Genomic DNA, 26233 nt, shown 5'->3' with positions numbered 1-26233 from the left:
TGTGTAGAGCCGGATCGGCCAGGGGTTGGAAAGGGACCATGGGTCAGCGAGAATACCGGGCATGAGTTCCCACGCGATCGTCAATGGACCCGCTGCGGCACGGGTGACCTATGAGCAGCCCTTCAACGAACAGATTCGGACCTTTTTGCGTCTCGAACATCTGTTCCGGCGAGCCCGTCACGCCGTGTCCCGACAATCGGCCTGGGACAGTCTCAGCGGCGCGGAAACCGTGCTGGAAATCCTGGCCCTGATGGGTCGGGGTGACGTACGCCGGGCCCTGCTGAAGGAGACCGATCGCCTCTGCCAGGCGCTCCGGGATTACAGTCACCATGAAGGCGTGGACAAGAAGCGCCTGAACGGCGTGCTGGATCAGCTGGCAATCGTACGGGAGGGGCTGAGTGCTGGGCAGATGTCGCCGGACCGGCCATTACGGGAGAATGATTTTCTGGCCATGATCCAGCAACGCCTGAGCATTCCCGGCGGAACCTGCGGCTTTGACTTGCCCCGCCTGCATGCCTGGCTGGAGCAATCCGCGGAAGATCGAAAACCCGATGTGGAGGCCTGGCTGGAGCAGCTATCTCCCATTGAGGCGGCGGTGAAGGAAGTCCTCAAACTGATTCGCGGCAGTGCCCAGGAAGAGCCCTGTACCGCCATCCGGGGCTTCTATCGCAGCAACCTCGGTGGTGAGCCCAATTGTCGCATGGTGCGAGTCACCATTGCCCAGCCGGGACTGTATCCGGAGATCAGCGGCAATCGCCATCGTTTCACTGTTCGCTTTCTGAATCTCGGTGATCTGGCTGGCCAGGCGGACCCTGTAAGTGACGACGTACATTTCGGGCTGGCCCTCTGCCAACTCTAAAACCCAAGTCGGACCCCTGTGTTTGCCATGAGTCGAAAACCCCCTGAAGTGTCCTGTCCCCACTGCGGCGAGAAAACCCGCTTTTCTCCAGAAAACCGCTGGCGCCCCTTTTGCAGTGAACGTTGTCGCATGGTGGATCTGGGCGAGTGGTTCAGCGAGGAAAAACGTATTCCCGATGATGCACCGCCGGCCTGGGAGGACGAGCAGGACTAAACCTTATCCCGCTCCGGCCACAACCCGCGAATAGCAGCCACGCCCTGAATGGAGCGGGATTGCAAACAGGGAATATCGTCCGTTCCCATACCGCCAATGGCATAGACTGGTATTCGGGCGTCTTCGGCAAGGGCAAAAAAGGTGGCTTCTCCGAGGGGAGGCTGGTGCGGATGGCTGGGCGTGGTGCGAACATGGCCCAAGGTGGCAAAATCGGCCCCCAGGGCCTCCGCCTGGCGTAGTTCTTCCGCCGAGTGGCATGACACCCCCACCAAGGCAGGTCGGGGCATGGGGCGCTGCTCAAGGACGCTGGCGGCACGGGCTGACAGGTGTACGCCATCAGCCCCCCAGGCACGGGCCAAATCCACATCCCCATTGACCACTACCTTCGTCCCCAGGGCCCGGGCCCGGCTTACCGCCTCGCTGACCCAGGATTCGGCCGCCCCCGTTTTCAACCATGCGCCTCTCAATTGGATCAGACCAACGCCGCCACGGGCCGCAGCTTCCACCCCATCCGGGATCAATGATGCATCTCCCCAATCCGGCGTGATCAAATAGCGATCCGGCAGGCGAGCCGCCGCCACGATCGGGGTATTGGCTGCCAGAAAATTCAGCTCGGTCAGGGCATCCCCTTCAAACCAGTCGAAGACCTGCCCTTCCCGGGCACGTGGCACGCCTTGCCAATCCCACACCCGCCATACATCCAGATCCACCGAGGGGCCATCGGGATAATCATGCTTGAGGCGAATCAATGGTCTGCCCCGGGTCGGGGTAAGGTCCAACTCTTCCTGGAGTTCACGCACCAAGGCTGTCCAACGGCCTTCTCCCGATTCCACCTTGCCGCCGGGAAACTCCCAACGGTTGCTCATGGAACGCCCCTTGGGACGGGTTGAGGCGAGGATGCGGCCGTCCTGAGCAGTCAGGACGGCCGCAACAATATGCAGATAGGATTTTGCAGACATGGCAATGAATCGCGGCAGGAATACCGCTCCCACTGTATCAATGGCCCGCCTGAGCGGATGACACCCTCAACTCACAGCCGGCCACAGCAGTGCTTGTACTTCTTGCCGGAACCGCAGGGACAGGCCTGGTTGCGCCCCACCTTGGGCTGGTCCCGAACCACCTGCGCGGGCTTGCCCGGTGCCGCGCCGCCACTCTGGGCGGATTGCTGTCCGGCCCCGCCGGCGCCCATGCCGGCGGCCTTGGCATGCTGGAATTCCATCTTCTGCTTGTCCTGGCGCTGCTGCTCTTCCACGGCGGTCACATCATCCCGATCACGGACCTGGACCTTGGACAAGATACTGATCACCTCGGCCTTGTACCGTTCCAGCATCTCGGTAAACATGGCAAAGGCTTCTTTCTTGTATTCATGCTTGGGGTTCTTCTGGGCAAAACCCCGCAGATTGATGCCCTGGCGTAGAAAATCCATGGCCGCCAAGTGTTCCTTCCAGTGATGGTCCAGGGTTCTCAGCATCACGGCCTTCTCAAAATGCCGTAGCACTGAAGTCCCAACCATCTTTTCCTTCTCCTGGTAGGCGTCATCTGCTGCATCAAGAATACGCTTGCGCAGTCCTTCTTCGTCCAGCTCATCATCTTCATCCAGCCACTGCTGAATGGGCAGGTGCAGGTTGTATTCCTTGTCCAGGGCATCGGTCAGGCCGGGCACATCCCACATCTCTTCGATGCTTTGGGGCGGCACATAAATATCGATGGTCTGGCTGATGACATCATCCCGAATACCGTCCACGGTATCGGAGACATCATCTGTGGCCATGAGCTCATTACGCTGCTCATAGATGACCTTGCGCTGGTCGTTGGCCACATTATCGTATTCCAGCAGATTCTTCCGGATATCGAAGTTGTGCTGTTCCACCTTGCGCTGGGCATTCTCGATGGTGCGCGTCACCCAGGGGTGCTCAATGGCCTCCCCTTCCTGCATGCCCAGCTTCTGGAGAATACCCTTCACCTTGTCCTTGGCGAAGATCCGCATGAGGCTGTCTTCCAGGGACAGATAGAAACGACTGGAACCCGGGTCTCCCTGGCGGCCGGAACGACCACGCAGCTGATTATCGATACGCCGGGATTCGTGGCGCTCGGTCCCGATAATATGCAGACCGCCTGCGTCCAGCACCTCCTGGTGACGCGCCTCCCAATCCTTTTTCACCTTTTCCTTTTCGGCTTCATCCTTGGCTTTCTCCAGGGATTTCTCCGGATTACCGCCAAGCACGATATCCGTACCACGACCCGCCATATTGGTGGCGATGGTCACCGCGCCGGGCATGCCCGCATCGGCAATCACATCCGCTTCCTTGGCATGCATCTTGGCATTGAGCACATTGTGCTTGATCTTGTGCTTTTTCAGGATGCCAGACAGGTACTCGGAAACCTCAATGGAGGTAGTCCCCACCAGCACCGGCTGGCCCCGATGGTTGCAGTCCTTGATGTCTTCAATGATGGCTTGGTACTTCTCTTCCTTGGACATGTAAACCAGGTCCGGCATGTCCTTTCGGATCATGGGCTTGTGAGTGGGGATCTGCACCACTTCCAAGCCATATATCTGGTGGAACTCTACCGCTTCAGTATCGGCCGTCCCGGTCATGCCGGCCAGCTTGTCGTACTGGCGGAAATAGTTCTGGAAGGTAATGGAGGCCAGTGTCTGGTTCTCCTGCTGAATCTTGAGTCCTTCCTTGGCTTCCACCGCCTGGTGAAGCCCCTCCGACCAGCGACGCCCCGGCATGGTGCGACCGGTGAACTCGTCCACAATCACGATTCGGCCATCGTTGATGACGTAGTGAACGTCTTTCTCGAACAAGGCATAGGCCCGAAGGGCGGCATTCACGTGATGGACCAGGTTCATGTTGGAGGCGTCATACAGGCTTTGCTCTTCGTCCAGCAAGCCCATGCGAACCAGCTCCTGCTCCACGTTCTCGTGACCCTGCTCGGTGAGATGCACCTGGCGGGCCTTTTCATCAACGGTGTAGTCGCCCGGATCGCTTTCGTCCTTTTCTTCCTTCAGCCGGGGCACCAGCTTGTCGATCTTCTGGTACAGCTCGGTGGAGTCATCCACGGGGCCGGAAATAATCAGCGGAGTGCGGGCCTCATCAATCAGGATGGAGTCCACTTCGTCAACAATGCCGAAGCCCAAATCCCGCTGAGCCCGATCCTCGGCCCGGAAGGCCATGTTGTCGCGCAGGTAGTCAAAGCCGAATTCATTATTGGTGCCGTAAGTGATGTCGGCAGCATAGGCTTCCCGCTTTTCGCCCGCCGGCTGCCCCCCGCTGTAGATAACCCCCACGGTCATGTCCAGGGCGTTGTAAACCGGCTCCATCCACTTGGCATCACGCTCGGCCAGGTAATCGTTGACGGTGATGACATGAACCGCCTTGCCGGAAATGGCGTTCAGGTAGACGGGTAGCGTGGCCACCAGGGTCTTGCCCTCACCGGTTTTCATTTCCGAGATCTTGCCCTGGTGCAAGACCATGCCGCCCAAAAGCTGAACGTCATAATGACGCAGACCGAGGGTACGGCGGGAGGCCTCTCGCACGGCGGCGAAGGCTTCCGGCAGCAATTGATCCAGGCTCTCTCCCTGCTCATAGCGTTGCCGGAACTGAGCCGTCTTGGCATGCAGCTCCTCGTCGCTGAGCGCTTCGTAATCCGGCTCCAGGGCGTTGATCTGTTCCACCTGCCGGTGCATCTTCTTGAGCATGCGCTCATTGCGGCTACCAATGAATTTCCTAACGACTTTACCTAGCATGGTGTTGGTTCTATGTCCGAGTGAAAGATCGTGGCCCCGGGGACCACACGACGGCGCGGCGCGCCCGTCTCCACGCCTCCTTGACAAGACCGAGTGGAGGCGGAAAAAGCATACAGGCTACACCAGGAGACCCCCTCCGCGCGAGAATTTGGCGCGTAAGACCGAGGACAGACAGCAGGGACGGAGCTTGAGGGCATGGAATGCGGGCCGGAGGCCGAGCCGCGAACGAAACAGTATCAGTTATCGGCTCGAATGTATTCGGCAGGGTTGACGGAACGGCCGTTCTGGTGAACCTCGAAATGCACATGGGGCCCGGTTGCCCGACCAGTTTGGCCCAACAAGGCAATGACATCACCCTTCTGGACCATATCCCCCACGGAAACCAGATTTTCCTTATTGTGCGCATAGCGCGTCACATATCCGTTACCGTGATTGACCTCGACCATGAGTCCGTAGCCGTAACGATCCCCCGACCAGGTCACAACCCCGGCGGCAACCGCCATGACGTCCGTACCTTTGTGGCCAGCGAAATCAATGCCCCCGTGCCAAGCCCGACGCCCACTAAAGGGATCCGTGCGGGAACCATAACCGGAGGACACCCAGCCTCCCTCAATGGGCCGCCCCTGAGGCTTGACCCTGTCCTGAACATTGCGATTCATGAGCAAGTTTTCAAGGACGCCGAGCTGCCGATCCCGATCACTGATTTGATTGGCCAGGTCCTGAACCCTTTCTTCCACGCCCAGATTGGCCTCTTCATCCCCCAGGGAGCCCGCGCCCAAGGGCTCTTCCGGGCCACCCAGAGGGGGCATGGCACCGAAATTGAACTCGCCTTCCTCCAGGCCGGCCATGCGGGTCAGGCGTTCGCCAAGGGCATTGAGACGAGTCACCTGGGCCTGCATCACCCCCAACTGGGTATTCAGTGCCACAATCTTGCGTTCGGATTCGCTTTCCAGGATTTCAATGCGGGCACGTTCCTGGGCCAATTCGGCCTGGAGACGCTGGGCGCGCTCGTCCGGCGCTTCGGTGAAATAGGTCTGGGCGGCGAAAAAACTGCCGAGGGCGATCAGACCGGAAAAAAACAACAGCCCCACGGTCAACAAGGCCAGATTGCCCGGCGTCGCCAGATTGAACTGACGGGAACTGCCCCCTTTTGTCCAGACAATGATATTCATGAATCAGAGTGTCTCCGGATGGCAAGCGGATTGACCGCATCCCTGTCCATCATCGATTATACTAAGGGCTCAGCATCCCAAAGCAAAAATTCAGGCTTAATCAACCACATGGTGAACATGTTTGCAACGTCACTGCAAGCCCGAATGCGTCAAGCACAGGGGCCGCTCGCCCAGCTGATTGACATCGCTGGTCGGCAAAACAGCCTGACCATGCGGGTTCGAGACCGTCTTCCCGGGCCTCTCGCTCCCCATTGCCTGGGGGTGGAATTTCACGAGGGCAAACTGCGTATCACCATGGACAGTCCGGCCTGGGCCACCCGGCTGCGCTACCTGTTGCCGCAACTGGAAAGCAGCCTCAAGCAGCTCCCCATGCCGGCAGCCCAGTCACTGGAAGTGCGCGCCGGCCGTACTGGTGACAAGGCCCCGGCGGCCCGCCCCACATCAAGCACTGAGGACCAAGGCCCAGGGCTGAGCGCCGACAGCCGCGAACATATCCGTCAGGCGGCACGGGGTATTCGGGACCCGGAACTACGTCAAGCTTTCGAACGTCTGGCGGGCCTGAAAGCCTCCAGGTCTTGACGCAAAAGCCGGATCCCCGCTTCGCGAGCATCCGGCTCCAGATTGATTCCTACCCTTCCCTAATGGAATTCGCTGCTTAGAGCTGCACCGCCTGCACGGGGGTCATATAGGAAATCGGCGCTTCCGATACATCATCGAAAGTAACCTCTTCCCAGGCGGACTCATCGGCAATCAGGGCCCGCAACAGCTTGTTGTTGGTGCTGTGGCCGGAGCGACAACCGGTAAACGCGCCAATCAGACTATGCCCCAGCAGATACAGATCACCAATGGCGTCCAGCACCTTGTGCTTGACGAACTCATCCTCGTAACGAAGACCGTCCTCGTTGAGGATACGGAAGTCGTCCACGACGATGGCATTGTCCAGACTGCCGCCCAGGGCCAGGTTCCGCTCCCGCAGGGTTTCGATATCCCGCATGAAGCCGAAGGTCCGGGCACGGCTGACCTCCTTGACGAAGGAGGTGGTGGAAAAATCGATCAGGGCGTTCTGACTATGCTTTTTGAACACCGGATGCTGGAAGTCGATTTCAAAATCCACCTTGAATCCATTGAAGGGCTCAAATGCCGCCCACTTGCCTTCTTCTTCCACGCGAATGGGCTTTTTGATGCGAATAAACTTCTTGGCCGCATTCTGTTCTTCGATTCCGGCGGACTGAAGCAGGAATACGAAAGGCCCGGCGCTACCATCCATGATGGGCACTTCGGGCGCGCTGAGATCCACATAGGCGTTATCAATGCCCAGGCCGGCAAAGGCGGACATCAGATGCTCAATGGTGGCCACACGAACCTCTCCGTCCACCAGGGTGGTGGAGAGCAAGGTGTCTCCAACCATCTGGGCGCGGGCACGAATATCCACCGGTTCTTCCAGGTCCACCCGACGGAACACGATACCCGTATTGGGTGCCGCGGGCCGCAGGGTCATATAGACCTTCTCACCGGTGTGCAATCCAACACCGGTGGCACGAATCATGTTCTTCAGTGTGCGCTGCTTCAGCATGTTTCTTCACTCTTGCGCTCGGGCGGTGGCGGAAATTGCCCCGACCCGGTCAAACGGCCCCCTGGCCGCGCCATTTCAAGGACGCAGCGGCGGCATCACTTTTCCTTCGGGCAGGGCTGAACGCTCCGCGCCTGACGGATCGGCGGACATTACCACACCCTGCGGGACTCAGGCAAGCACCTGATTCCCGCCAGACTTTCATATTTACCCAGCCGGACCATCCCGATCTCCGGGCGGCTCAGGCCATCAATCGGCCTGACGCCGGAGAAAGGCCGGGATATCCAGGTACTCGGTATCATCTTTCCGCTCGCTGGAGAAACTCTCACCACCGGCGGCCTTGCGGCGCATAATGGCCGGACGCTCCAGGTCCGCATAATCCACTTTTCCATCATTCCCCCGCTTGACCACCTTCATATCGGGTTTCTCGCGATTTGCCTGCGGCGCCCCCAGGCCAGTGGCAACCACGGTGACCCGGATTTCGCTGCTCATTTCCGGATCAATCACGGCCCCCACCACCACGGTGGCGTCATCCGAGGCGAATTCCTTCACGGTCTGACCGACCTCGTCGAATTCACCGATACCCATATCCATGCCGGCGGTCACATTGACCAGGATGCCGCGGGCACCGGAAAGATCGATGTCCTCCAGCAAGGGACTGGCCACTGCCGCCTCGGCCGCTTCCCGACCCCGGTTCTCGCCAGTGGCAACGCCGGAGCCCATCATGGCCATGCCCATTTCAGACATCACCGTGCGAACGTCCGCAAAGTCCACGTTGATCAGACCCGGGCGGGTAATGAGTTCCGCAATCCCCTGACAAGCACCCAGCAGGATGTTATTGGCAGACTTGAAGGCATCCAGCAGACTGGTCTGCTTGCCCAGCACCGCCAGCAACTTGTCGTTGGGAATGGTAATCAGAGAGTCCACATTGCGGGAAAGTTCCTCAATCCCCGCCTGGGCGGACTCCATACGTTTGCCGCCTTCGAAAACAAAGGGCTTGGTGACCACGGCAACGGTGAGCACACCCAGCTCCCGGGCCACCTGGGCTACCACCGGGGCAGCCCCCGTGCCGGTACCACCGCCCATGCCAGCGGTGATGAAGAGCATGTCAGTGCCTTCAATCACCTCGATCAGGCGGTCCCGGTCTTCCATGGCCGCCTGCCGACCAATCTCGGGGTTGGCCCCCGCACCCAGACCCTTGGTGATGTTGCAGCCAATCTGCAACTGGGTCTTCACATTGGTGTTCTGCAATGCCTGGGCATCGGTATTGGCACAGATGAACTCCGCACCCTCGATCCCGTTGTTAACCATATGGGCGACGGCATTACCGCCCCCACCACCGACACCGATCACTTTGATCACGGCGTTCTGGCTGTAGCCATCCATTAGTTCAAACATAGCCGTATCTCCCGCGTTTTCGTCCTGTTGCCATCAGTTCTTTCAATGGAATTGCGTGTTATCCCCGTTGCATCATGCCCATGGGCATGATCCGCCATGACTCACTCACTAGAAATTGCCCTGGAACCAACTTCTCATACGATCCCACACCTCCTTGAAACCACCTTGCATGCTGTCCTCCGAGCCACCACTGGATAGACCCTTGCTGCCGAACAGCAACAGCCCCACCCCGGTGGCATAGACCGGGTTACGAACCACATCGGACAAGCCAAAGACGTGCTGGGGCGTACCCAGCCGTACCGGCATGTGGAAAACTTCCTCGGCCAATTCCACAGCGCCTTCCATCTTCGCGCTGCCGCCGGTGAGCACCAGTCCGGCGGCAATCATGTCTTCGAAACCGGATCGGCGCAGTTCAGCCTGAACCAGGCTGAACAATTCCTCGTAGCGCGGCTCCACCACCTCGGCCAGGGTCTGTCGGGCCAGGCGGCGAGCGGGGCGGTCCCCCACGCTGGGCACCTCGATGGTTTCATCGGGGCTGGCCAACTGTGGCAGGGCACAGGCGTACTTCACCTTGATCTCTTCTGCGTGATGGGTGGGCGTTCTCAAGGCCACCGCGATGTCATTGGTCACCTGATCGCCGGCAATGGGAATCACGGCCGTATGGCGAATGGAGCCGTCCGTAAACACGGCCATATCCGTGGTACCACCGCCCACGTCCACGATGCAGACACCCAGGTCCTTTTCATCCTCTGTGAGCACGGAGTAGCTGGACGCCAGCTGCTCCAGGATGATGTCATCCACTTCCAGGCCACAGCGGCGAACACACTTGATGATGTTCTGAGCGGCACTGGCGGCACCGGTGACCATATGCACCTTGGCTTCCAGCCGAACCCCGGACATGCCCACCGGCTCGCGGATGCCATCCTGATCATCAATGATGAATTCCTGGGGCAGGATATGCAGGATCTTCTGGTCCGCCGGAATGGCCACTGCCCGGGCCGCATCGATGACCCGTTCTACATCCCCCGGTGTAACCTCCTTGTCCCGAATAGCAACGATGCCGTGGGAATTAAGGCTTTTCACATGGCTGCCGGCAATGCCCGCAAAGACCGAGTTGATCTCGCAGCCGGCCATCAGCTCGGCTTCCTCCACGGCTCGCTGAATGGACTGGACGGTGGATTCGATATTCACCACCACGCCCTTCTTCAAGCCACGGGAGGGGTGGTGACCGATACCGATCACTTCCACATGGTCTTCCCCCTTGATCTCGCCAACGATGGCGACAACCTTGGAGGTGCCAATATCCAAACCCACGATCAGATTTTTCTCTGACTTCTTAACCATTGCCTGCGTCCTCTGTTTCGCTTGCACCTGACGCCACCTTCGGGGCTAGCGAAAATCCATTGGTATAGCGCATGTCGATGTAATCCAGATCATCCAGCTGGAAGCGGCCGGCCTGTTTCAGGGCCGGATAGGCCACAGACACAAAGCGCGTAAAACGCCGTTCCCCGTCCTGCCGGCCCAGATAGAGCGTTGGCCCCTCCATCAATCCCATCTGCCAGGCCCGTCGCTCGCTCAGCGTGACCGTCTCGGCTACCAGCCCGATGCGATCCAGCTGTTCCTGAAAATCCCGATACCGATCCAGCACTTCCGACTCACTACCTTCCGGGCCGTTGAGCTCGGGCAGAAAACCGGGTTCCTCGTGAATCTCTCGGGGCACAAAAAAGTCCCCGCTGTGATTCAAAAACCCTTGCCGGTTCCAGATCGCCACCGGCACCTGTTCACGGACCGTCAGCTCCAGGGTGGACGGCCATTGCCGCCGCACGCTGACCGACGCTACCCAGGGCTCGGCTTCCAGGTTTTGCCGCAGGCCCGACAAATCGGCACCAAAATAACCGGATTCCAGGGCCGGTTTGACCTGGGCCCGAATATGATCCGGACTCAACTGTCGCCGCTCTCCCTTGATCACCAGGGTCTCGAAGGCCGGCCCCTCAAACTCCGCCAGCCATTGCTGGGCAATGAAGCCGCCTCCGATCACCAGGGCCAGTCCCAGGGCCAGGCCCAGGGGCCAACGCAGACGCTGGGCCAGGGGGACCGTCTGGGGTTGGCTGGACTTTCGGCGCGCCTGACTCATGGTTCACCTCCGTCCCGCTCATCCAGGGTGGCGGCCAGAATGCGCACCACCAGCGACGGAAAATCCATGCCCGCCACCTGGGCGGCCATGGGCACCAAGCTGTGGTCGGTCATGCCCGGCACGGTATTCACTTCCAATAACCAGGGCTGATCGTCGGCATCCAGCATGAAGTCGACCCGGCCCCAGTGATTACCATCCACCGAGGCGAAGGCCCGACGACACAGGGCCGCCAGCTCCGCTTCCCGGGCCTCGGACAGACCGCAGGGGCAGTGATACTCGGTGGTATCGGATTCATACTTGGCCGCGTAGTCGTAAAAGGCATGGGGCGTCTGCAGACGAATCATGGGCAATACCCAATCACCCAGGATCCCAGCGGTGTACTCACCCCCCTGTACATAGCGTTCCAGTAGCACCTGGTCATCCAGGGCCGCCGCTTCCCGCCAGGCAATTTTCAGCGCCTCGGCATCGTGGACCAGACTCATGCCGATGCTTGAGCCTTCCCGGGAAGGCTTGACCACCATCGGAAAGCCCACTGCGGCCATGGCCGCTTCCAGTTCGACTTCGTCGCGGGCCAGCGCAAAGGGCGGCGTGGGCAAACCCTCGCCCTGCCAGAGTCGCTTGCTGCGCAGCTTGTCCATGGCCAGCGCCGAGCCCAGCACCCCGCTGCCGGTATAGGGAATCCCCATGCTTTCCAGCGCGCCCTGAATGGTGCCGTCTTCGCCGCCCCGGCCATGCAGGACGATGAAGGCCCGATCAAACTTGCCGGCCATCAGGCGCACCAGACCCTCTTCCGCCGGGTCCAATGCCTCGGCATTCACACCCGCTTCTCGCAGTGCCCGAAGCACGGCTCCACCGCTTTTCAGCGAGATAGCCCGCTCGGCGGAGTCACCACCGAAGAGCACGGCCACTCGACCCAGGCGCTGAATCAGGGCTTGATCATTCATTCCGCCCCTCCTTTGCCGCCAAGGCGTCCGGCAGCCGTGCCGAGATGGAACCGATATCCCCGGCGCCCATGGTGAGCACCAGGTCCCTGTCCTGAATCACGCCGGGCAGGGCATCAAAGAGATCCTCGCTGGCGGCCACGAACACCGGGTCCACCTTGCCCCGGGCCCGCACGCTGCGCGCCAGACTGCGACCGTCGGCGCCTTCAATCGCGGCCTCACCGGCGGCATAGACATCGGTCAGCAGCAGGGCATCCACTTCCGAGAGGACCTCGCTGAAGTCCTCGAACAGATCCCGCGTGCGGCTGTAGCGATGAGGCTGGAACACCAGCACCAAGCGACGATCCGGCCAGCCCTCCCGGGCCGCATTCAAGGTCGCCTTGAGCTCGCTGGGGTGATGCCCATAGTCATCCACCAGCAAGGCCTGGCCAGCCCCTGCCGGGATGCTTCCCTGGATCTGGAAACGCCGGCCAATCCCCTGGAACTCGTCCAGGGCCTTTTGAATCTGCCCGTCACTCACCTCCAGCTCCCGTGCCACGGCAATCGCGGCCAGGGCGTTGAGAAAGTTGTGGCGGCCCGGCAGGTTCAAGCGCACATCCAGGCTTCCGCCCTCCCGAAAGGCCACCTTGAAGTGACTGCCGGCCCCCTCCGGCCGGTAGTCATAGCCCCTGACATCGGCCTCTTCATGGGTGCCATAGCGAATCAGGGAACGATTGACCTCGGGCAGGATCTCGCGCACGCCCGGATCATCCACGCAGACCATCGCCAGACCATAGAAAGGCAAGTTGTGGAGAAACTGAACAAAGGCTTCGCGCAGACGCCGATAGGTGCCCTCATAGGCTTCCAGGTGATCGGCATCGATATTGGTGACCACCGCCAGGATGGGCTGCAGATGCAGGAAGGAGGCATCGCTTTCATCCGCTTCGGCCACCAGCCAGCGCCCGCTGCCCAGCCGCGCATTGGCGCCGGCGCTGTTCAAACGGCCACCAATCACGAAAGTCGGGTCCAGCCCGCCTTCTCCCAGCAGGCTGGCCACCAGGCTGGTGGTGGTGGTCTTGCCGTGGGTGCCGGCCACCGCCACACCCCGACGGAAGCGCATCAGTTCAGCCAGCATCTCCGCTCGCGGCACCACCGGCACTCGCGCTTCCTTGGCGGCCTGGATTTCCGGATTTTCCCCGGACACCGCCGAGGAGATCACCACCACGTCACTGCCGTGCACATTCTCCGCCGCATGGGTGTTGAAAATGCGAATACCCAGCTCACCCAATCGGCGCGTGACCGGAGACGACTTCAGATCCGAACCACTGACTTCATAGCCGATATTATTGAGCACCTCGGCGATACCGCTCATGCCGGTACCCCCGATGCCTACCATATGAATTCGATGTATGCGGTGCATGCGATCACTCATGCCGCACCTCCCCGGGCTTCCATGGCCGCCGCCTCGCAGGCATCCGCCACCAGTTGATCGGCGTCCGGGCAAGCCTTCTCACGGGCCCGCTGGGCCATGTTCCGCAGCAGACTGCGGTCACTGGTCAGGGCCTTGAGCAGCTCCGCCAACTCGCCGGCCTCCAGACGGGGCTGGGGCAGCAGTCGGGCGGCGCGGGCCCGCTCCAGATAAGTGGCATTTACCGTCTGATGGTCATCCACCGCAGCCGGGAAGGGGATCAGCACCGATGCCACCCCGGCGGCAGACAACTCCGCCACCGTCAGGGCACCGGCCCGGCAGATGGCCAGATCGGCCCAGGCCCAGGCTTCCGCCATGTCACTGATGAATGCTTCCACCTGCACCTCGATCTCACTGCCCTGCCAGGCCGCCAGGCTTTCCTCGCGCCAGCGGCGACCACATTGGTGTCTTACCTGAACCTGCCGCGCCGGCAGCTGCCGCACGGCTTGAGGGACCCATTCGTTCAGGGCCCGGGCGCCCTGGGAGCCCCCCAGGATCAGGATGCGGACCGGCCCCTGCCGATGCTCGAATCGCTGTTCGGGTGGCGGCAAGGCGGATACCGCCCGGCGAACCGGATTGCCCACGATCTCAGCCCGGCACTTTTCGGGGAAGCTGTCGGGGAAACCGGCCAGTACCCGGGCCGCCATGCGGGCGAGTACCCGGTTGGTCAGCCCCGCCACCCCGTTCTGTTCATGAATCACCAGGGGCAGTGCCAGGCTGCGCGCTGCCAGCCCCCCGGGCCCGCTGGCAAAGCCACCCATACCAAGAACCATGGCGGGCTGGCGACGGGTCAAAATCCGCCGCGCCTGCCATACGGCCCGGGCCAGGCGGAAAGGCATCTGCAGCCAACGGCTCAATCCACCGCCGCGCAGGCTCTGCACGGCGATCACATCCAGCTCGATGCCGGCCTCGGGGACCACACGGGCCTCCAGACCGGCCTCGGTCCCCAGCCAGCTGACGGTCCAACCGCGTTGCTCCAGCACGCGGGCCACCGCCAGACCCGGGAAGACGTGTCCGCCGGTGCCGCCGGCCATGATTACGCAGTGACGGCGACTCATGGGCTCACCTCCCGCCGGCGGTTGGAGATCGGCGTGGTTTCTCGGCACACCCGAAGCACCAGGGTAATCGCAGCGATGGTGACCAGCAGGCTGGAACCGCCATAGCTGATCAAGGGGAGCGTCAGGCCCTTGGTGGGCAGCATGCCCATGTTTACCCCCAGGTTGATGGCCGTCTGAGCCCCCAACCAGACGGCCACGCCCCAGGCCAGATAGGCGCCAAATTGATGGCCGGCAGCCCAGGCCCGGGAGCCGATCAGGAAGCAGCGCCAGATCAGGAAGCTGAACAGGCCAATCAGCAACAGCGCGCCAAGCAGTCCCAATTCCTCGAACAGCACGGCAAAGATGAAATCGGTATGCGACTCCGGCAGATAAAAAAGCTTCTGAACACTGCCGCCCAGCCCCACGCCCAGCCATTCCCCGCGGCCGATGGCAATCAGGGACTGGGTGAGCTGAAAACCACTGTTGAATGGATCCGCCCAGGGATTGAGGAAAGTGGTCATGCGCTCCACCCGATAGGGGGAGGAAAAGGCCAGCCCGGCCATGGTCATTACACCCACGCCGCCAAGCAGGCTGAAATCCCGCACCCGCACGCCGCCCAGAAAGAGCATGGCCAGCAGGGTCGCCAGCAGTACGATGGCGGCGCCGAAATCAGGCTGCAACAGCAATAGGAAGGCGGCCAGCCCGGCCAATAGCACCGGCTTGAGAAAGCCGGAGAAACGGGCAGCCAACTCCTCCCGACGGCGGACCATATAACCGGCCACATATAGAATCAGCAACAGTCGAGCCGGCTCCGAGACCTGCAGATGAAAGGGACCCACGACAATCCAGCGCACCGCCCCATTGACTTCCTTACCCAGACCCGGAATCAGCACCAGCAACAGCAAGGCAAAGGCGGCCAGCAACAGGGCCGGCCCCGAGCGGGCCCAGAGCTGGGTGGGGATCTGATAGAGCACAAAGGCCCCCATCAGGGCGATGGCCAAAAACAGACTCTGACGCTGCAGGTAATGGAAAGGCTCGCCCAGGTTTCGATCGGCAATGGAAATGCTGGCGGTGGTCACCGCTACCAGGCCGAACAGAATCAAGGCGCCGGTCACTGCCAACAGGGGGATGTCCAAGCCCTGTCCAAAACGGTGCCACCAGCGGGTATCGATCATGGTGGTACTCATGGGCCACCCTCCCCGGCCTGAACGGCCGCGATAAAGGCCCGGCCCCGTTCCTCGAAACCCGCAAACTGATCGAAGCTGGCACAGGCCGGTGACAACAAGACAGTCTCGCCCTCTTGCGCCAAGGCGCGGGCACAGGCCACGGCGGCCTCCATGTCCCCCACCCGATGGATCGGCAAGTCCGACGGCACCACCGCGGCTATCTCCTCCTGCGCCTCTCCCAGCAATACCAGAGCCCGGACCGAATCACGCAGGGTCGGTGCAAGCTCGGTGAAATCCTGCTGCTTACCCTGGCCACCGGCAATCAGGATGACCGGTGTTTGCAAACCGGCCAGGGCCGCCTGTGTCGCACCCAGATTGGTGGCCTTGGAGTCATTGATCCAGCAGATACCATCGTCACTGGCCACCCGCTGCATGCGGTGAGCCAAGCCCCGGAAACTCGGCAAGCGGTCTAGGACCGGTTCCAGGGGACGGCCCATGGCCTCCAGACAAGCCAGGGCGGCCAGGACATTAAGGGCATTGTGGCGACCTGCCAGGGGCAATTGGCTGATTGGCGCCAACAGTTCATCACCCCGGGCAAACCATTCCGCCTGTCCCACCTGGCGTAAACCAAATTCACCGGGGCCCGGCTCGCGCTCGGTAAAGAAGATGCATTGCTCGGCATTTTCCGCCATGGCCCGGACCCGCTGATCATCCCGATTCAGGACCGCCACCCGACTCTGGGCCACCAGTCTGGCCTTGGCGGCCACATAATCGTCCATGCCTGAATAGCGATCCAGATGATCAGCCACCACATTGAGCACCAGGCCCACATCGGCATTCAGATCGTTGGTGGACTCCAGCTGAAAACTGGACAGTTCCAGTACGAAGAGATCCGCCTTTTGCTCAAGCAGGTCCAGCACCGGCGGGCCCAGATTCCCCCCCACGACCACGCGGGTATCGGCATCCGCGGCCAGATGGCCCAGCAGACTGACCACCGTGCTCTTTCCATTGGAGCCGGTCACCCCGATCACCGGTGCCTGGACTTGTCGAGCGAACAGTTCCACATCCCCCAGTACCTCGGCACCGGCCTCCCGGGCCCGAGCCAGCAAAGGCGTATTGCCGGGTACCCCGGGGGAGACCACCACCCGTTGAAACTCGGGGGAGAAGGCCTCGGGCAAGTCACCCAGCCAGACGGCAGCCGGCAACTCCGCCCGCAGGCGCTCAAGCAGCGGGGGCTGTGAACGGCTATCCACCACGCTCACCGATTCCCCGCGGGCCAGCAAATGACGGGCCACGGAGAAACCGGTGCGGCCGAGGCCGACCACCAGGTTGTTCACCGTCTTGTTGTCTGGCAATGCCGACATGCCCGTTAGCCGCTCCTAACGCAGTTTGAGACTGGAAAGACCGATCAACACCAGAATCACGGTGATGATCCAGAAACGCACAATGACCCGAGGCTCGGGCCATCCCTTGAGTTCGAAGTGGTGATGCAGAGGCGCCATGCGAAAAATGCGGCGGCCAGTCAATTTGTAGGAGGTGACTTGCACGATCACCGACAGGGTTTCCATCACGAAAACCCCGCCCATGATGATGAGAATGATTTCCTGGCGGGTGATCACCGCCAGGGTGCCCAGGGCGGCGCCCAGTGCCAGGGCGCCCACGTCCCCCATAAAGACCTGGGCCGGATGGGTGTTGAACCACAAGAAACCCAACCCGGCCCCCATCATGGCGCCACAAAACACCACCACCTCGCCGGCGCCCGGAATGAAGGGAATCCCCAGGTATTCGGCAAAGTGCAGATGGCCGGAGGCATAACCGAAGATGCCCAGGCCACCGGCCACCATCACCGCCGGCAGAATGGCCAGGCCGTCCAGGCCATCGGTAAGATTGACCGCATTGCTGGTGCCAACGATGACCACATAGGTCAGCAGCAGATAAAAGCCACCCAGCGGCAGCAAGACATCCTTCAGGAAGGGAATCAGCAGCTGGGTCTCGGGCCCGCCGCCCTCCGGGACGGTGAAATACAGAAAGCAGGCAGTGCCGATGGCCGCCAGGGATTGCCAGAAAATCTTGCTTCGGGCGGACAGGCCGGCCGAGTTGCCCAGGGCCAGCTTGCGCCAGTCATCCACCCAGCCGATGGCACCAAAGGCCAGGGTCACGCCGATCAGCACCCAGGTGTAGCGGTTTTCCAGGTCCCCCCAGAGCAGGGTGCTGACGGTGATGGCCAGCAGGATCAGGGCCCCGCCCATGGTCGGGGTGCCCGCCTTCACCAAGTGGGTCTCGGGACCGTCATCCCGGACATGCTGGCCGATCTGATAATGACTCAGGTGCCGAATCATGGCCGGTCCAGCGATAAAACAAAACGCCAGCGCGGTGAGCACCCCCAGAATCGCCCGCAGGGTCAGGTACTGAAACACCGAGAAACCGGTGTGGAAATGGGTCAGGTATTCAGTCAACCAGAGCAGCATCTCAGTCTCCTCTCCCCGCCATGACATCCTGGGTTTCCCGGAGGCGTTCCACGACCTGCTCCAGCCCCATGGACCGCGAGCCCTTGATCAGCAAGGTAACGTCCTCGTGCAGTTCCTCGGCCAGCGTGTCGATCAGTGCTGCCCGAGTCTGGAAATGGCTGCCCCCCTGGAATCGGGCACCGGCCAACCCGGCCAGCTCGCCCAGGGTGAACAAACGCTCAACGCCGGCGGCCTGAATCCATTCGCCGGCATCCCGATGGGCGGCTTCAGCACCCTCGCCCAGCTCTCCCATGTCGCCCAGCAATACCCAGCGGCGCCCGGGCTGACGGCTCAACCAATCCAGGGCCGCTTTCAGCGAACCAGGATTGGCGTTGTAGCAATCATTGACCAGGGTGCTGCCGGCAGGGCCGGGGAGTACTTGCAGACGGCCCGGCTCGGGGCCCACCGATGCCAGCCCCCGGCGAATGGTTTCCAGCGGCACATTGGCGGCCAGGGCAGCGGCCGTAGCCGCCAGGGCATTCATCAGATTGTGTTCGCCGGGCAAACGCAGGCTGAGCTCGAATTCACCCACCGGCGTGGTCACCTCAAGCTGGCAACCATCCCGGCCCAGTTCTGGCTTGCTCAAGGGACGAACATCACCGGCCTTGAGGCCAAATTCGATGCGGGGCCGATCACCGGCAAGCTCGTGCCAGATGGGCAGGCGGGGATCATCGGCATTGAGAATGGCCACCCCGTCCACGGGCAGGGCCTCGATCAGTTCGCCCTTGGCCCGGGCCACCCCGTCCAGATCCCCGAAGCCTTCCAGGTGGGCCGGGCCGGCGTTGGTGATCAACCCCACCTGGGGACGGGCAATGGCCGCCAGACGGGCGATCTCTCCAGGATGGTTGGCTCCCAGTTCCAAGACCACGGCGTGATGTTCGGTCCGGCGGCGAAGCAAGGTCAGGGGCAGGCCGATCTCATTGTTATAGTTCCCTTCCGTGGCCAGAACCCGGTCCGGCCAGTGCTGCGTCATGATCGCCGCCAGCAGGGAACGTACGGTGGTCTTACCGTTGGAACCGGTGACCGCCAGTACCGGCCCCTCCAGACCATCCCGCCAATAACGGGCGAAGTCGGCCAGGGCCTTCATTGTGTCGGGTACCACGACCGCCGGAGACAGCCCATCGGCCCGGCCCGAAGCCACCAGAACGCCTGCCGCACCGGCATCAAGGGCCGCGCGGGCATAATCATGACCGTCAAAGCGCGGCCCGGGGATGGCCACGAAAAGACTGCCGGGGACCAGGGCACGGCTGTCGGTGCACACCGCATCGAAAGACCGGTCTTCACCGTCAAGGCGTCCACCGGTCACGTCCGCCCATTGTGAGAAGGTCCAGCGGCTCATGCGCCCTCCTCCCCGTTCCCCGGGCCCACCAGATGGCGGGCCCAGTCACGATCGCTGAAACGGATCCGCTGATCAGCGACAAGCTGCTCTTCCTCATGCCCCTTGCCGGCCACCAGGATCACATCCCCCGGACGGGCCCGGGTCACGGCTTGCTCCATGGCTTCGGCCCGATTGCGGCAGACGCGGGCATCGCGCCCGGCGCCGCGCAGGATATCGGCAACGATCTGCTCCCCCGGCTCACCCCGGGGATTGTCATCGGTGATGATCACTTCATCCGCCAGGCGCACGGCGATCCGGCCCATCAGCGGCCGCTTGGCCTGATCCCGCTCGCCGCCGCAGCCAAACAGGCACCACAACCGGCCCCGGGTGTGTTCCCGCAGGCTTTGCAGGGCCTGGGACAGGGCATCCGGAGTATGGGCGTAATCCACCACCACCATGGGTCGCCGACCGCCCCCGAATCGTTCCATTCGGCCCGGCACCGGCGGAACCGAGGCCAAGGCCTGAACAGCGGCCTTGCAGGACAGGCCTTCCAGCCGCAATGCGGCAAAGGCCGCGGCCAGATTGAATCCGTTGAATCGTCCCAGCCATTTGGAATGGATCGTTGCCTCGCCCAGGGCTCCGCTTATCGAGAGCGTCATGCCGTCACTGCCCAGAACGGGCTGGTGACGCAGGGCATCGCCGGACTGTCCGGCCAGGGGCTGCTCACTGATCCAGAGGGCACGCACGGAGCGCTCCAGGGCGCCCGCCATGTGCTCGCCCCAATAGTCGTCGGCGTTGATCACGGCCCATTGCAGTTCCGGGTGCTCGAACAAGCGCCGCTTTGCATGGGCATAGGCGGACTCACTGCCGTGATAGTCCAGGTGGTCGTGGCTGAGATTGCTGAACACCGCCCCCCGGAAACGAACCGCCGAGACCCGGTGCTGGGCCAAACCATGAGAGGACACCTCAATGGCCGCATAGCGGGCGCCGCTTTGCTGCAAATCCGCCAATTGGGCCTGGAGGGTGACGGCATCGGCCGTGGTGTGGCGCACCGGGGCCAGCTGGCCCGGACGACCGACCCCCAGGGTGCCAGCCAACCCGGCGCCCCGACCCTCAGCGTCCAGAGCCGACGCCAGGACATGGGCAATGGATGTCTTGCCATTGGTGCCGGTCACACCGATCACCCGCAGATGACGAGAAGGATCGCCGTAGAATCGGGCCGCGATCCGGCCTGCTTGCCGGGACAGTTCGGGCACCGCAATCACGGGAATATCCAGTGCCGGCGGCTTGCGATCCGCAGCCGGCTCCCAGAACAGGGCCACGGCCCCTTGTGCCACGGCCTGCTCCACGTGGTCCAGACCGTGATGGCCGCCACTGCCCCGGCAAGCCAGAAACAGCCCGCCCTCGGCGATCTGCCGGCTATCCAGGCTGAGATGCTCGGGCACCAGATCCTCGTCCTCGCTCATCGGGGCGATACCGTCCAGTAGCATGGACAGGGAAAGCGGCTTAAGCTGCTCAGCGGTCATCATGAGGCCCCTCCCGCGCGCACAACCACGCTATCCAGCTCCGGCTCAATCTGGTCCCGGGGCACGTCCAGCAGGCGCATGGCATCGGCCATCACCCGGCTGAAAACCGGCCCGGCCACCGCACCGCCGTAAAATTGCTCGCCGCGCGGGTTATCAATCATGACGATCCCCACCAGGCGGGGCCGAGAAGCCGGGATGGCACCGGCGAACACCGACTGATACTGGTCATCCTCATAGCCACGGGCACCGCTCTTCTTGACGGTGCCGGTCTTGCCCGCCACCCGATAACCCTCCACGCCGGCTCGGGTTCCGGTACCGCCTGGCTGGGTAACGGTTTCCAGCATGCCCATGATCGTCCCGGCCGTTTCCTCGTCCATCACCCGCTTTCCGGCCGGGGCTTCTTCCCGCTTGATCAAACTCACTTCCGGCAGCACGCCGCCATTGGCCAGGGCCGCATAGGCCGACACCAGCTGCAGAGGGGTAGTGGACAATCCATAGCCATAGGCCGCGGTAACCTGATCAATTTCACGCCATTCCCGCCAGTGCCGCAGTCGGCCCGGTGCTTCCCCCGGATAGGCGCTGGTGGTCAGTTCACCAAGACCAATCCGTCTCAGGATCTGCCACAGGGTTTCCGCATCCGACTGCTCGGCAATCAGGGTGGCGCCGATATTGCTGGAGCGCTTGAGAATCCCGGTAACATCCAGCTCGCCAAAGCTACGGATGTCGCTGACCGTGTGACCGGCGAAACGCTTGCGGCCCGGCGCGGTATCGAAACGATCATCGATCTGAATATCGCCGGCTTCCAGGGCTGCGGCCACGATAAAGGGCTTGATGGCCGACCCCGGTTCGATCAGGTCAATCACGGCTCGATTGCGCATCTGGGGGGGGGCGACACCGGCCCGGTTATTGGGGTTGTAGCCAGGCTGGCTGGCCATGGCCAGGATCTCACCGCTGGACGGATCCATGAGGATGACTGAGCCGGCTTCGGCACCATGCTCGCTCACCGCGGCTTTCAGCTCCCGATACGCCACATACTGCAGACGCAGATCAATGCTGGTGGTCAGATCGGAACCGGGACGAGGCGGACGGATGCTTTCCACATCTTCAATCACCCGGCCCAGGCGATCACGGAGCACCCGCTTGGCCCCCGGCTCACCCCGCAACCAGCCTTCAAAGGCCAGCTCCAGGCCTTCCTGGCCCCGGTCGTCAATATTGGTAAAACCCAGCACATGGGAGGCTACTTCCCCGGCCGGATAGAAGCGGCGATATTCCCGCTGGCTGTAGACACCCTGAACACCGAGACTCAACACGGCATCGGCCTGCTCCGGCGCCAAGTGGCGCTTGAGGTAAACAAATTCCCGGTCATGCCGGGCTTCCAGGCGCATGCGCAGACGGGTGGCATCCAGCCCCAGGGCTTCCGCCAGATCCGGCAAGCGGCCCTCTGCGGCCAGCAGCTCCCCCGGATGCGCCCAGATGGAGTTCACCGGGGTGCTTACCGCCATGGGCTCGCCGTGACGGTCAACCACCATGCCCCGATGGGCCGGCACTTCCAGCACCCGCAGATGCCGTGCCTGCCCCTGGTCCTGGAGGAAGTCCCGATCCACGACCTGCAGCTCCACCGCCCTCGCTACTAGAGCGAAGACCACCAGCGCGAGGCCGCCCAGGACCACCCCACGTCGCCAGCGTCCGGCTTGTTGCTGCTGCTCGCTCACGGCTCCACCAACACCATTTCCACATCCACCGGGCGCTGCATATCCAGCTCTTCCCGGGCGATTCGTTCAATTCGGGCCTTGGTGGCCCAGGCACTCTGCTCCAGCTGCAGACGGCCCCAGTCCATATTCATTTCATCCCGCTCGGACTCCAGGCTTTGCAGTTCCACGAACAGAACTCGCGACTCATGCCGCGCCCAAACCAGGCTCAGGGCAGTCACCACCACCAGAAGCAAGGCCAACAGAATGCTCACTCGCAGGTTCATACGCGCCGCTCCGCAATCCGCAGGACCGCACTACGCGCCCGTGGGTTGGCCGCCAATTCCGCCTCGCTGGCCCGGATGGCCTTACCCACGGCACGCAAGGGTGGGGGCGTGGCCTCCGGCAGGGGCACGCCCGCCACCACCTTGGGCTGATCCTGATTGCCTCGAATAAACTGCTTCACTCGCCGGTCTTCCAAGGAGTGGAAACTGATCAGTGCCGCGCGCCCACCCGGTGCCAGAACCGAAACCAGGGCATCCAGGGCTGCCTCCAGTGCCGTCAGCTCTCCATTCACATGGATGCGGATCGCCTGAAAGGAGCGGGTAGCTGGATGCCGTCCCGGCGGTGACGACGGCACCGCCTGACGGATCAGCTCCGCCAGCCGGGCGGTGTCTTCAATTGTTTCCTCTGTTCGGGTCTGCACGATTCGCCGGGCAATCCGCCTGGCAAAGCGTTCCTCGCCATAGGTCTTGAGTACCCAGGCGATCTCTTTCTCATCCGCCCGGACCAACCATTGGGCCGCACTCTCTCCCGCCTGGGGATTCATGCGCATGTCCAGCGGTCCGCCGGCGGAGAAGGAAAACCCTCGCCCGGGGTCGCCCAGCTGCGGCGAGGACACACCCAGGTCCAGTAGAATCCCATCCACCTGCCCGACCACCCCGGCTTCGGTGGCGATCTCCGCCAGCGCCGAAAAGGAACGGTGAAAAATCTGTACCCTGGGGTCACCCGCAAACCGTAATTCGGCATGAGCAATGGCCTCCGGATCCTGGTCAATCAGTATCAGGCGGCCCGCGTCTCCCAGATGGGACAGCAACAGCGCAGCATGTCCGCCCCGGCCGTAGGTTCCATCCAGATAGATGCCATCCGGCTTTGGTGCGAGACCCGCCACGGCCGCCTCCGCCAGAACCGGTAGATGGTTATGCTGGCTTTGCTCAGTTGGCGCCATTTCGCTGGCCTCCACCGTCCCCGTGGGACGGAGTCCGAATGGCGGGGCACGCTGTCCACGAGAGGTGGCACAGTGCTCGCCATCGCTTGCCGGAACCACCGGCCTTACTTGGGGAGGAGGGGAAAACGACAGACATCAACCGACTCAAAGGGAAAGCGATTCGAGTTCGGCTGGCAATTCCAGGCTGTCGTCGTCCAGCTCCTCCTGCATCCAGGCATCGCGCTGCTCCTTCCAGCGCGCCTCATCCCAGAGTTCAAACTTGTTGCCCTGACCGATCATGACCACCTTTCGTTCCAACCCCGCGAACTCACGCAAGGGGCCAGGCAGCAGGACTCGGCCATGACCATCCATTTCCACTTCCGTGGCATGCCCCACCAACAGGCGCTGCAGGCGTCGGGCCTGGCGATTGAAGCTGGGCAGGCGATTGAGCTTGTGTTCGATGACCTCCCATTCGGAATGGGGGTAGATCAACAGACAGGCATCACGATCCACGGTGACCACGAGTTGCCCCTCGTGCTCTTCCCGCAGATGCTCGCGATACTTCGAGGGGATGGCCATCCGCCCCTTGGTATCCAGCGAGATATTGTTGACACCTCTAAACACGTCCTTGGTCCACTCCTCTGCTCGCTCCATCGGTCCGAGCGGGAAGGGCACTTAACCCATTTTTTCCCACTTTTCACCACTTCGTCACACTATAGGTAGCGTTCTCACCCCCTGTCAAGAAAAAATCCCACCGCCAGTCAAATAGTTACGACGATATCCACAGGCAAATACCGAGCCCTTATGGATCGAAAAATCAGGGAGTTACGAGGACTACTTAAGGAGGAAATAAAGACTTTGGAGCGGATTTCCACCAAAGTGGCGGGAATCCGGCGGGGTTGAGCACCGGGGAACAGCGCTGACGGGGCCAAAAAGCGAACGGGGCGCTAATGCGCCCCGGTCTTGGATGAAACGGGAGTCGACCTGTAAGCCGGGTTCTGTCGAGGACGGTCATTCCTCTGGGACGGGTGTCGCCACCCGCCTCAAGCAGCCTACCCGGGAACACGTACGGGCCGCACGTCGTGCGCTCGAGGCGCACTGGTTCCCCTATTTGGCTTTGCTCCGGGTGGGGTTTACCGTGCCACGCACTGTTGCCAGGCGCGCGGTGCGCTCTTACCGCACCTTTTCACCCTTGCCTGTGCCTCGGAAGAGGCCATCGGCGGTTTGTTTTCTGCGGCACTTTCCGTGGGCTCACGCCCCCCAGGCGTTACCTGGCACCCTGCCCTGCGGAGCCCGGACTTTCCTCCGTGGCCCGAAGGCCACCGCGACCGCCCGGTCGACTCCCGAGCGCATTAGACACCCCCAGGAATCCGGGTTCAAGCCTTTTTGCGTGAATCAGTCCTGCCGCCGCTCCATCAGCCGTTGATACAGGGCATTCTTGTTCAATCCCGTGACCTGGGCGGCCACCGTGGCAACCTTTCGTGGTGGCAGCTCAGCATCCAGGGCCTTCAACAGGGCATCCACGTCCAGACTGGCCTCCTCCGACGGCGCCCCGGACCAACCCCCTACGACGATCACCGCCTCCCCCTTCTTCGCCTCACTGGCGGTGGCCGCCCATTCGGCCAGGCTGTCCAGGCTGCCGTGGCGAAGCTGTTCATGCCGCTTGGTCAGCTCTCTGCCCACCATGGCCGGGCGCTCTCCCCCCATGGCTTCGGCCAGATCGGCCAGGGTGGCGCCCAGGCGGTGGATGGACTCATAGAACAGCAGCGTATCCGGCACCTTGGCCAGAGTCTGGAACCATTTGCGCCGGGCACCACCCTGGCGCGGCGGAAAACCCAGAAAGCGAAACGGCTCGGGGGGCAGCCCGGAAACCGACAAGGCGGCGATCGCGGCATTGGGACCCGGGATGGGGCTTAAGGGAATTCCCGCCGCAACTGCGGCTCTAACCAACGGATAGCCGGGATCGCTGAGCAGTGGGGTTCCGGCATCGGAAATCAGCGCCAGTGACTCGCCGCCCTGCAAGCGTCCTAGCAAGGCCGGCAGGCGCTGATCTTCATTGTGTTCATGCAGGGAGAGCAGCGGTTTTTGTATCCCCAGATGTTGCAGGAAGCGGCCGCTGTGGCGGGTATCCTCGCAGGCGATGGCATCCACGCGGCTCAAGACGGTCTTGAGGCGGGGGGAGGCGTCATCAAGATTGCCGATGGGCGTAGCCACGATGTAAAGCGTACCGCTTTGCTGCACAATAAGCGCCTCATTAAAGATTCCTGTTACGCGCGCTGATAAAATGACCCATTGATCG

The 26233-nt window shown here is 62.2% G+C and carries 23 protein-coding genes and 1 other RNA gene; 3 read left to right on the top strand and 21 right to left on the bottom strand.

Translation table 11 applies throughout. The features are described from left to right. The first annotated feature begins 61 nt into the window (after positions 1–61). Together zapD and J2T60_RS00420 are read left to right on the top strand one after the other, a co-directional pair. On the top strand, positions 62–859 hold the full coding sequence (gene zapD / locus J2T60_RS00425; protein ID WP_253443865.1) for a cell division protein ZapD: 798 nt from the start codon (positions 62–64) through the stop codon (positions 857–859). Positions 860–886: 27 nt separating this feature from the next. Then, positions 887–1072: a DNA gyrase inhibitor YacG gene (locus J2T60_RS00420; RefSeq protein ID WP_253443864.1), complete on the top strand. Its 186-nt coding sequence runs from the start codon at positions 887–889 to the stop codon at positions 1070–1072. Here the strand turns inward: J2T60_RS00420 and J2T60_RS00415 are convergent. The 3 genes from J2T60_RS00415 to J2T60_RS00405 form a co-directional block, all read right to left on the bottom strand. After that, on the bottom strand, positions 1069–2031 hold the full coding sequence (locus J2T60_RS00415) for a Nudix family hydrolase (protein WP_253443861.1): 963 nt from the start codon (positions 2029–2031) through the stop codon (positions 1069–1071). The genes J2T60_RS00420 and J2T60_RS00415 overlap by 4 nt on opposite strands. Before the next feature lie 71 nt (positions 2032–2102). Continuing rightward, the gene (gene secA, locus J2T60_RS00410) at positions 2103–4823 is read right to left on the bottom strand and encodes a preprotein translocase subunit SecA (protein ID WP_253443860.1); all 2721 of its coding nucleotides are present in this window, start codon (positions 4821–4823) and stop codon (positions 2103–2105) included. Between the two features lie 236 nt (positions 4824–5059). Beyond that, positions 5060–5995: a M23 family metallopeptidase gene (locus J2T60_RS00405; protein ID WP_253443859.1), complete on the bottom strand. Its 936-nt coding sequence runs from the start codon at positions 5993–5995 to the stop codon at positions 5060–5062. Positions 5996–6139: 144 nt separating this feature from the next. Between J2T60_RS00405 and J2T60_RS00400 the strand changes: the two genes are divergently transcribed. Then, entirely contained in the window at positions 6140–6574 is a 435-nt protein-coding gene (locus J2T60_RS00400) for a DciA family protein (RefSeq protein ID WP_253443858.1), read from the top strand. Positions 6575–6650: 76 nt separating this feature from the next. On the opposite strand, the gene lpxC is transcribed toward J2T60_RS00400, so the two are convergent. From lpxC to rsmI, 18 genes are all read right to left on the bottom strand, one after another. Next, positions 6651–7568, bottom strand: coding sequence for a UDP-3-O-acyl-N-acetylglucosamine deacetylase (gene lpxC / locus J2T60_RS00395; RefSeq protein WP_253443857.1), 918 nt, complete (start codon positions 7566–7568; stop codon positions 6651–6653). A 246-nt stretch (positions 7569–7814) separates the two neighbouring features. Further along, positions 7815–8963, bottom strand: a complete 1149-nt coding sequence (gene ftsZ, locus J2T60_RS00390) for a cell division protein FtsZ (RefSeq protein ID WP_253443856.1) — start codon at positions 8961–8963, stop codon at positions 7815–7817. Between the two features lie 108 nt (positions 8964–9071). Continuing rightward, a complete protein-coding gene (gene ftsA / locus J2T60_RS00385) occupies positions 9072–10307 on the bottom strand; it encodes a cell division protein FtsA (protein ID WP_253443855.1) in 1236 nt (411 codons plus the stop codon). Further along, positions 10300–11097 carry a cell division protein FtsQ/DivIB gene (locus tag J2T60_RS00380; RefSeq protein ID WP_253443854.1) on the bottom strand — a complete coding sequence of 266 codons (798 nt, stop codon included), beginning with the start codon at positions 11095–11097 and terminating at the stop codon, positions 10300–10302. The genes ftsA and J2T60_RS00380 overlap by 8 nt, the downstream gene beginning before the upstream one ends. Beyond that, positions 11094–12041: a D-alanine--D-alanine ligase gene (locus J2T60_RS00375; protein WP_253443853.1), complete on the bottom strand. Its 948-nt coding sequence runs from the start codon at positions 12039–12041 to the stop codon at positions 11094–11096. Before J2T60_RS00375 ends, J2T60_RS00380 begins: the two co-directional genes overlap by 4 nt. After that, positions 12034–13449: a UDP-N-acetylmuramate--L-alanine ligase gene (murC, locus tag J2T60_RS00370; RefSeq protein ID WP_253443851.1), complete on the bottom strand. Its 1416-nt coding sequence runs from the start codon at positions 13447–13449 to the stop codon at positions 12034–12036. The genes J2T60_RS00375 and murC overlap by 8 nt, the downstream gene beginning before the upstream one ends. Further along, on the bottom strand, positions 13446–14543 hold the full coding sequence (murG, locus tag J2T60_RS00365) for an undecaprenyldiphospho-muramoylpentapeptide beta-N-acetylglucosaminyltransferase (protein WP_253443849.1): 1098 nt from the start codon (positions 14541–14543) through the stop codon (positions 13446–13448). Before murG ends, murC begins: the two co-directional genes overlap by 4 nt. Continuing rightward, positions 14540–15709 (bottom strand): putative lipid II flippase FtsW, encoded by a 1170-nt coding sequence (gene ftsW, locus J2T60_RS00360; protein ID WP_253443847.1) that lies wholly within the window; start codon positions 15707–15709, stop codon positions 14540–14542. The genes murG and ftsW overlap by 4 nt, the downstream gene beginning before the upstream one ends. Next, positions 15706–17052, bottom strand: a complete 1347-nt coding sequence (gene murD / locus J2T60_RS00355) for a UDP-N-acetylmuramoyl-L-alanine--D-glutamate ligase (RefSeq protein WP_253443845.1) — start codon at positions 17050–17052, stop codon at positions 15706–15708. The genes ftsW and murD overlap by 4 nt, the downstream gene beginning before the upstream one ends. Positions 17053–17067: 15 nt before the next feature. After that, a complete protein-coding gene (mraY, locus tag J2T60_RS00350; protein WP_253443843.1) occupies positions 17068–18156 on the bottom strand; it encodes a phospho-N-acetylmuramoyl-pentapeptide-transferase in 1089 nt (362 codons plus the stop codon). A 1-nt stretch (position 18157) separates the two neighbouring features. Continuing rightward, entirely contained in the window at positions 18158–19534 is a 1377-nt protein-coding gene (locus tag J2T60_RS00345; protein ID WP_253443841.1) for a UDP-N-acetylmuramoyl-tripeptide--D-alanyl-D-alanine ligase, read from the bottom strand. Continuing rightward, positions 19531–21042 carry a UDP-N-acetylmuramoyl-L-alanyl-D-glutamate--2,6-diaminopimelate ligase gene (locus J2T60_RS00340; protein ID WP_253443839.1) on the bottom strand — a complete coding sequence of 504 codons (1512 nt, stop codon included), beginning with the start codon at positions 21040–21042 and terminating at the stop codon, positions 19531–19533. Before J2T60_RS00340 ends, J2T60_RS00345 begins: the two co-directional genes overlap by 4 nt. After that, positions 21039–22751, bottom strand: a complete 1713-nt coding sequence (locus J2T60_RS00335; protein WP_253443837.1) for a peptidoglycan D,D-transpeptidase FtsI family protein — start codon at positions 22749–22751, stop codon at positions 21039–21041. Before J2T60_RS00335 ends, J2T60_RS00340 begins: the two co-directional genes overlap by 4 nt. Beyond that, positions 22748–23014 (bottom strand): cell division protein FtsL, encoded by a 267-nt coding sequence (gene ftsL / locus J2T60_RS00330; RefSeq protein WP_253443835.1) that lies wholly within the window; start codon positions 23012–23014, stop codon positions 22748–22750. The genes J2T60_RS00335 and ftsL overlap by 4 nt, the downstream gene beginning before the upstream one ends. Further along, positions 23011–23955 carry a 16S rRNA (cytosine(1402)-N(4))-methyltransferase RsmH gene (gene rsmH, locus J2T60_RS00325; RefSeq protein WP_253443833.1) on the bottom strand — a complete coding sequence of 315 codons (945 nt, stop codon included), beginning with the start codon at positions 23953–23955 and terminating at the stop codon, positions 23011–23013. The genes ftsL and rsmH overlap by 4 nt, the downstream gene beginning before the upstream one ends. 144 nt (positions 23956–24099) lie before the next feature. Continuing rightward, a complete protein-coding gene (mraZ, locus tag J2T60_RS00320) occupies positions 24100–24558 on the bottom strand; it encodes a division/cell wall cluster transcriptional repressor MraZ (protein WP_253443831.1) in 459 nt (152 codons plus the stop codon). A gap of 347 nt (positions 24559–24905) precedes the next feature. Then, an RNA gene (rnpB, locus tag J2T60_RS00315) (RNase P RNA component class A) lies at positions 24906–25278 on the bottom strand. 51 nt (positions 25279–25329) lie between these two features. Next, positions 25330–26175, bottom strand: a complete 846-nt coding sequence (gene rsmI / locus J2T60_RS00310; protein WP_253443829.1) for a 16S rRNA (cytidine(1402)-2'-O)-methyltransferase — start codon at positions 26173–26175, stop codon at positions 25330–25332. Between the last annotated feature and the right edge of the window lie 58 nt (positions 26176–26233).

Source organism: Natronospira proteinivora (genome assembly GCF_024170465.1).
GTDB lineage: Bacteria > Pseudomonadota > Gammaproteobacteria > Natronospirales > Natronospiraceae > Natronospira > Natronospira proteinivora.
Note: the sequence above shows the minus strand (reverse complement) of the source record. Positions and strands in the feature narration are given on the sequence as shown.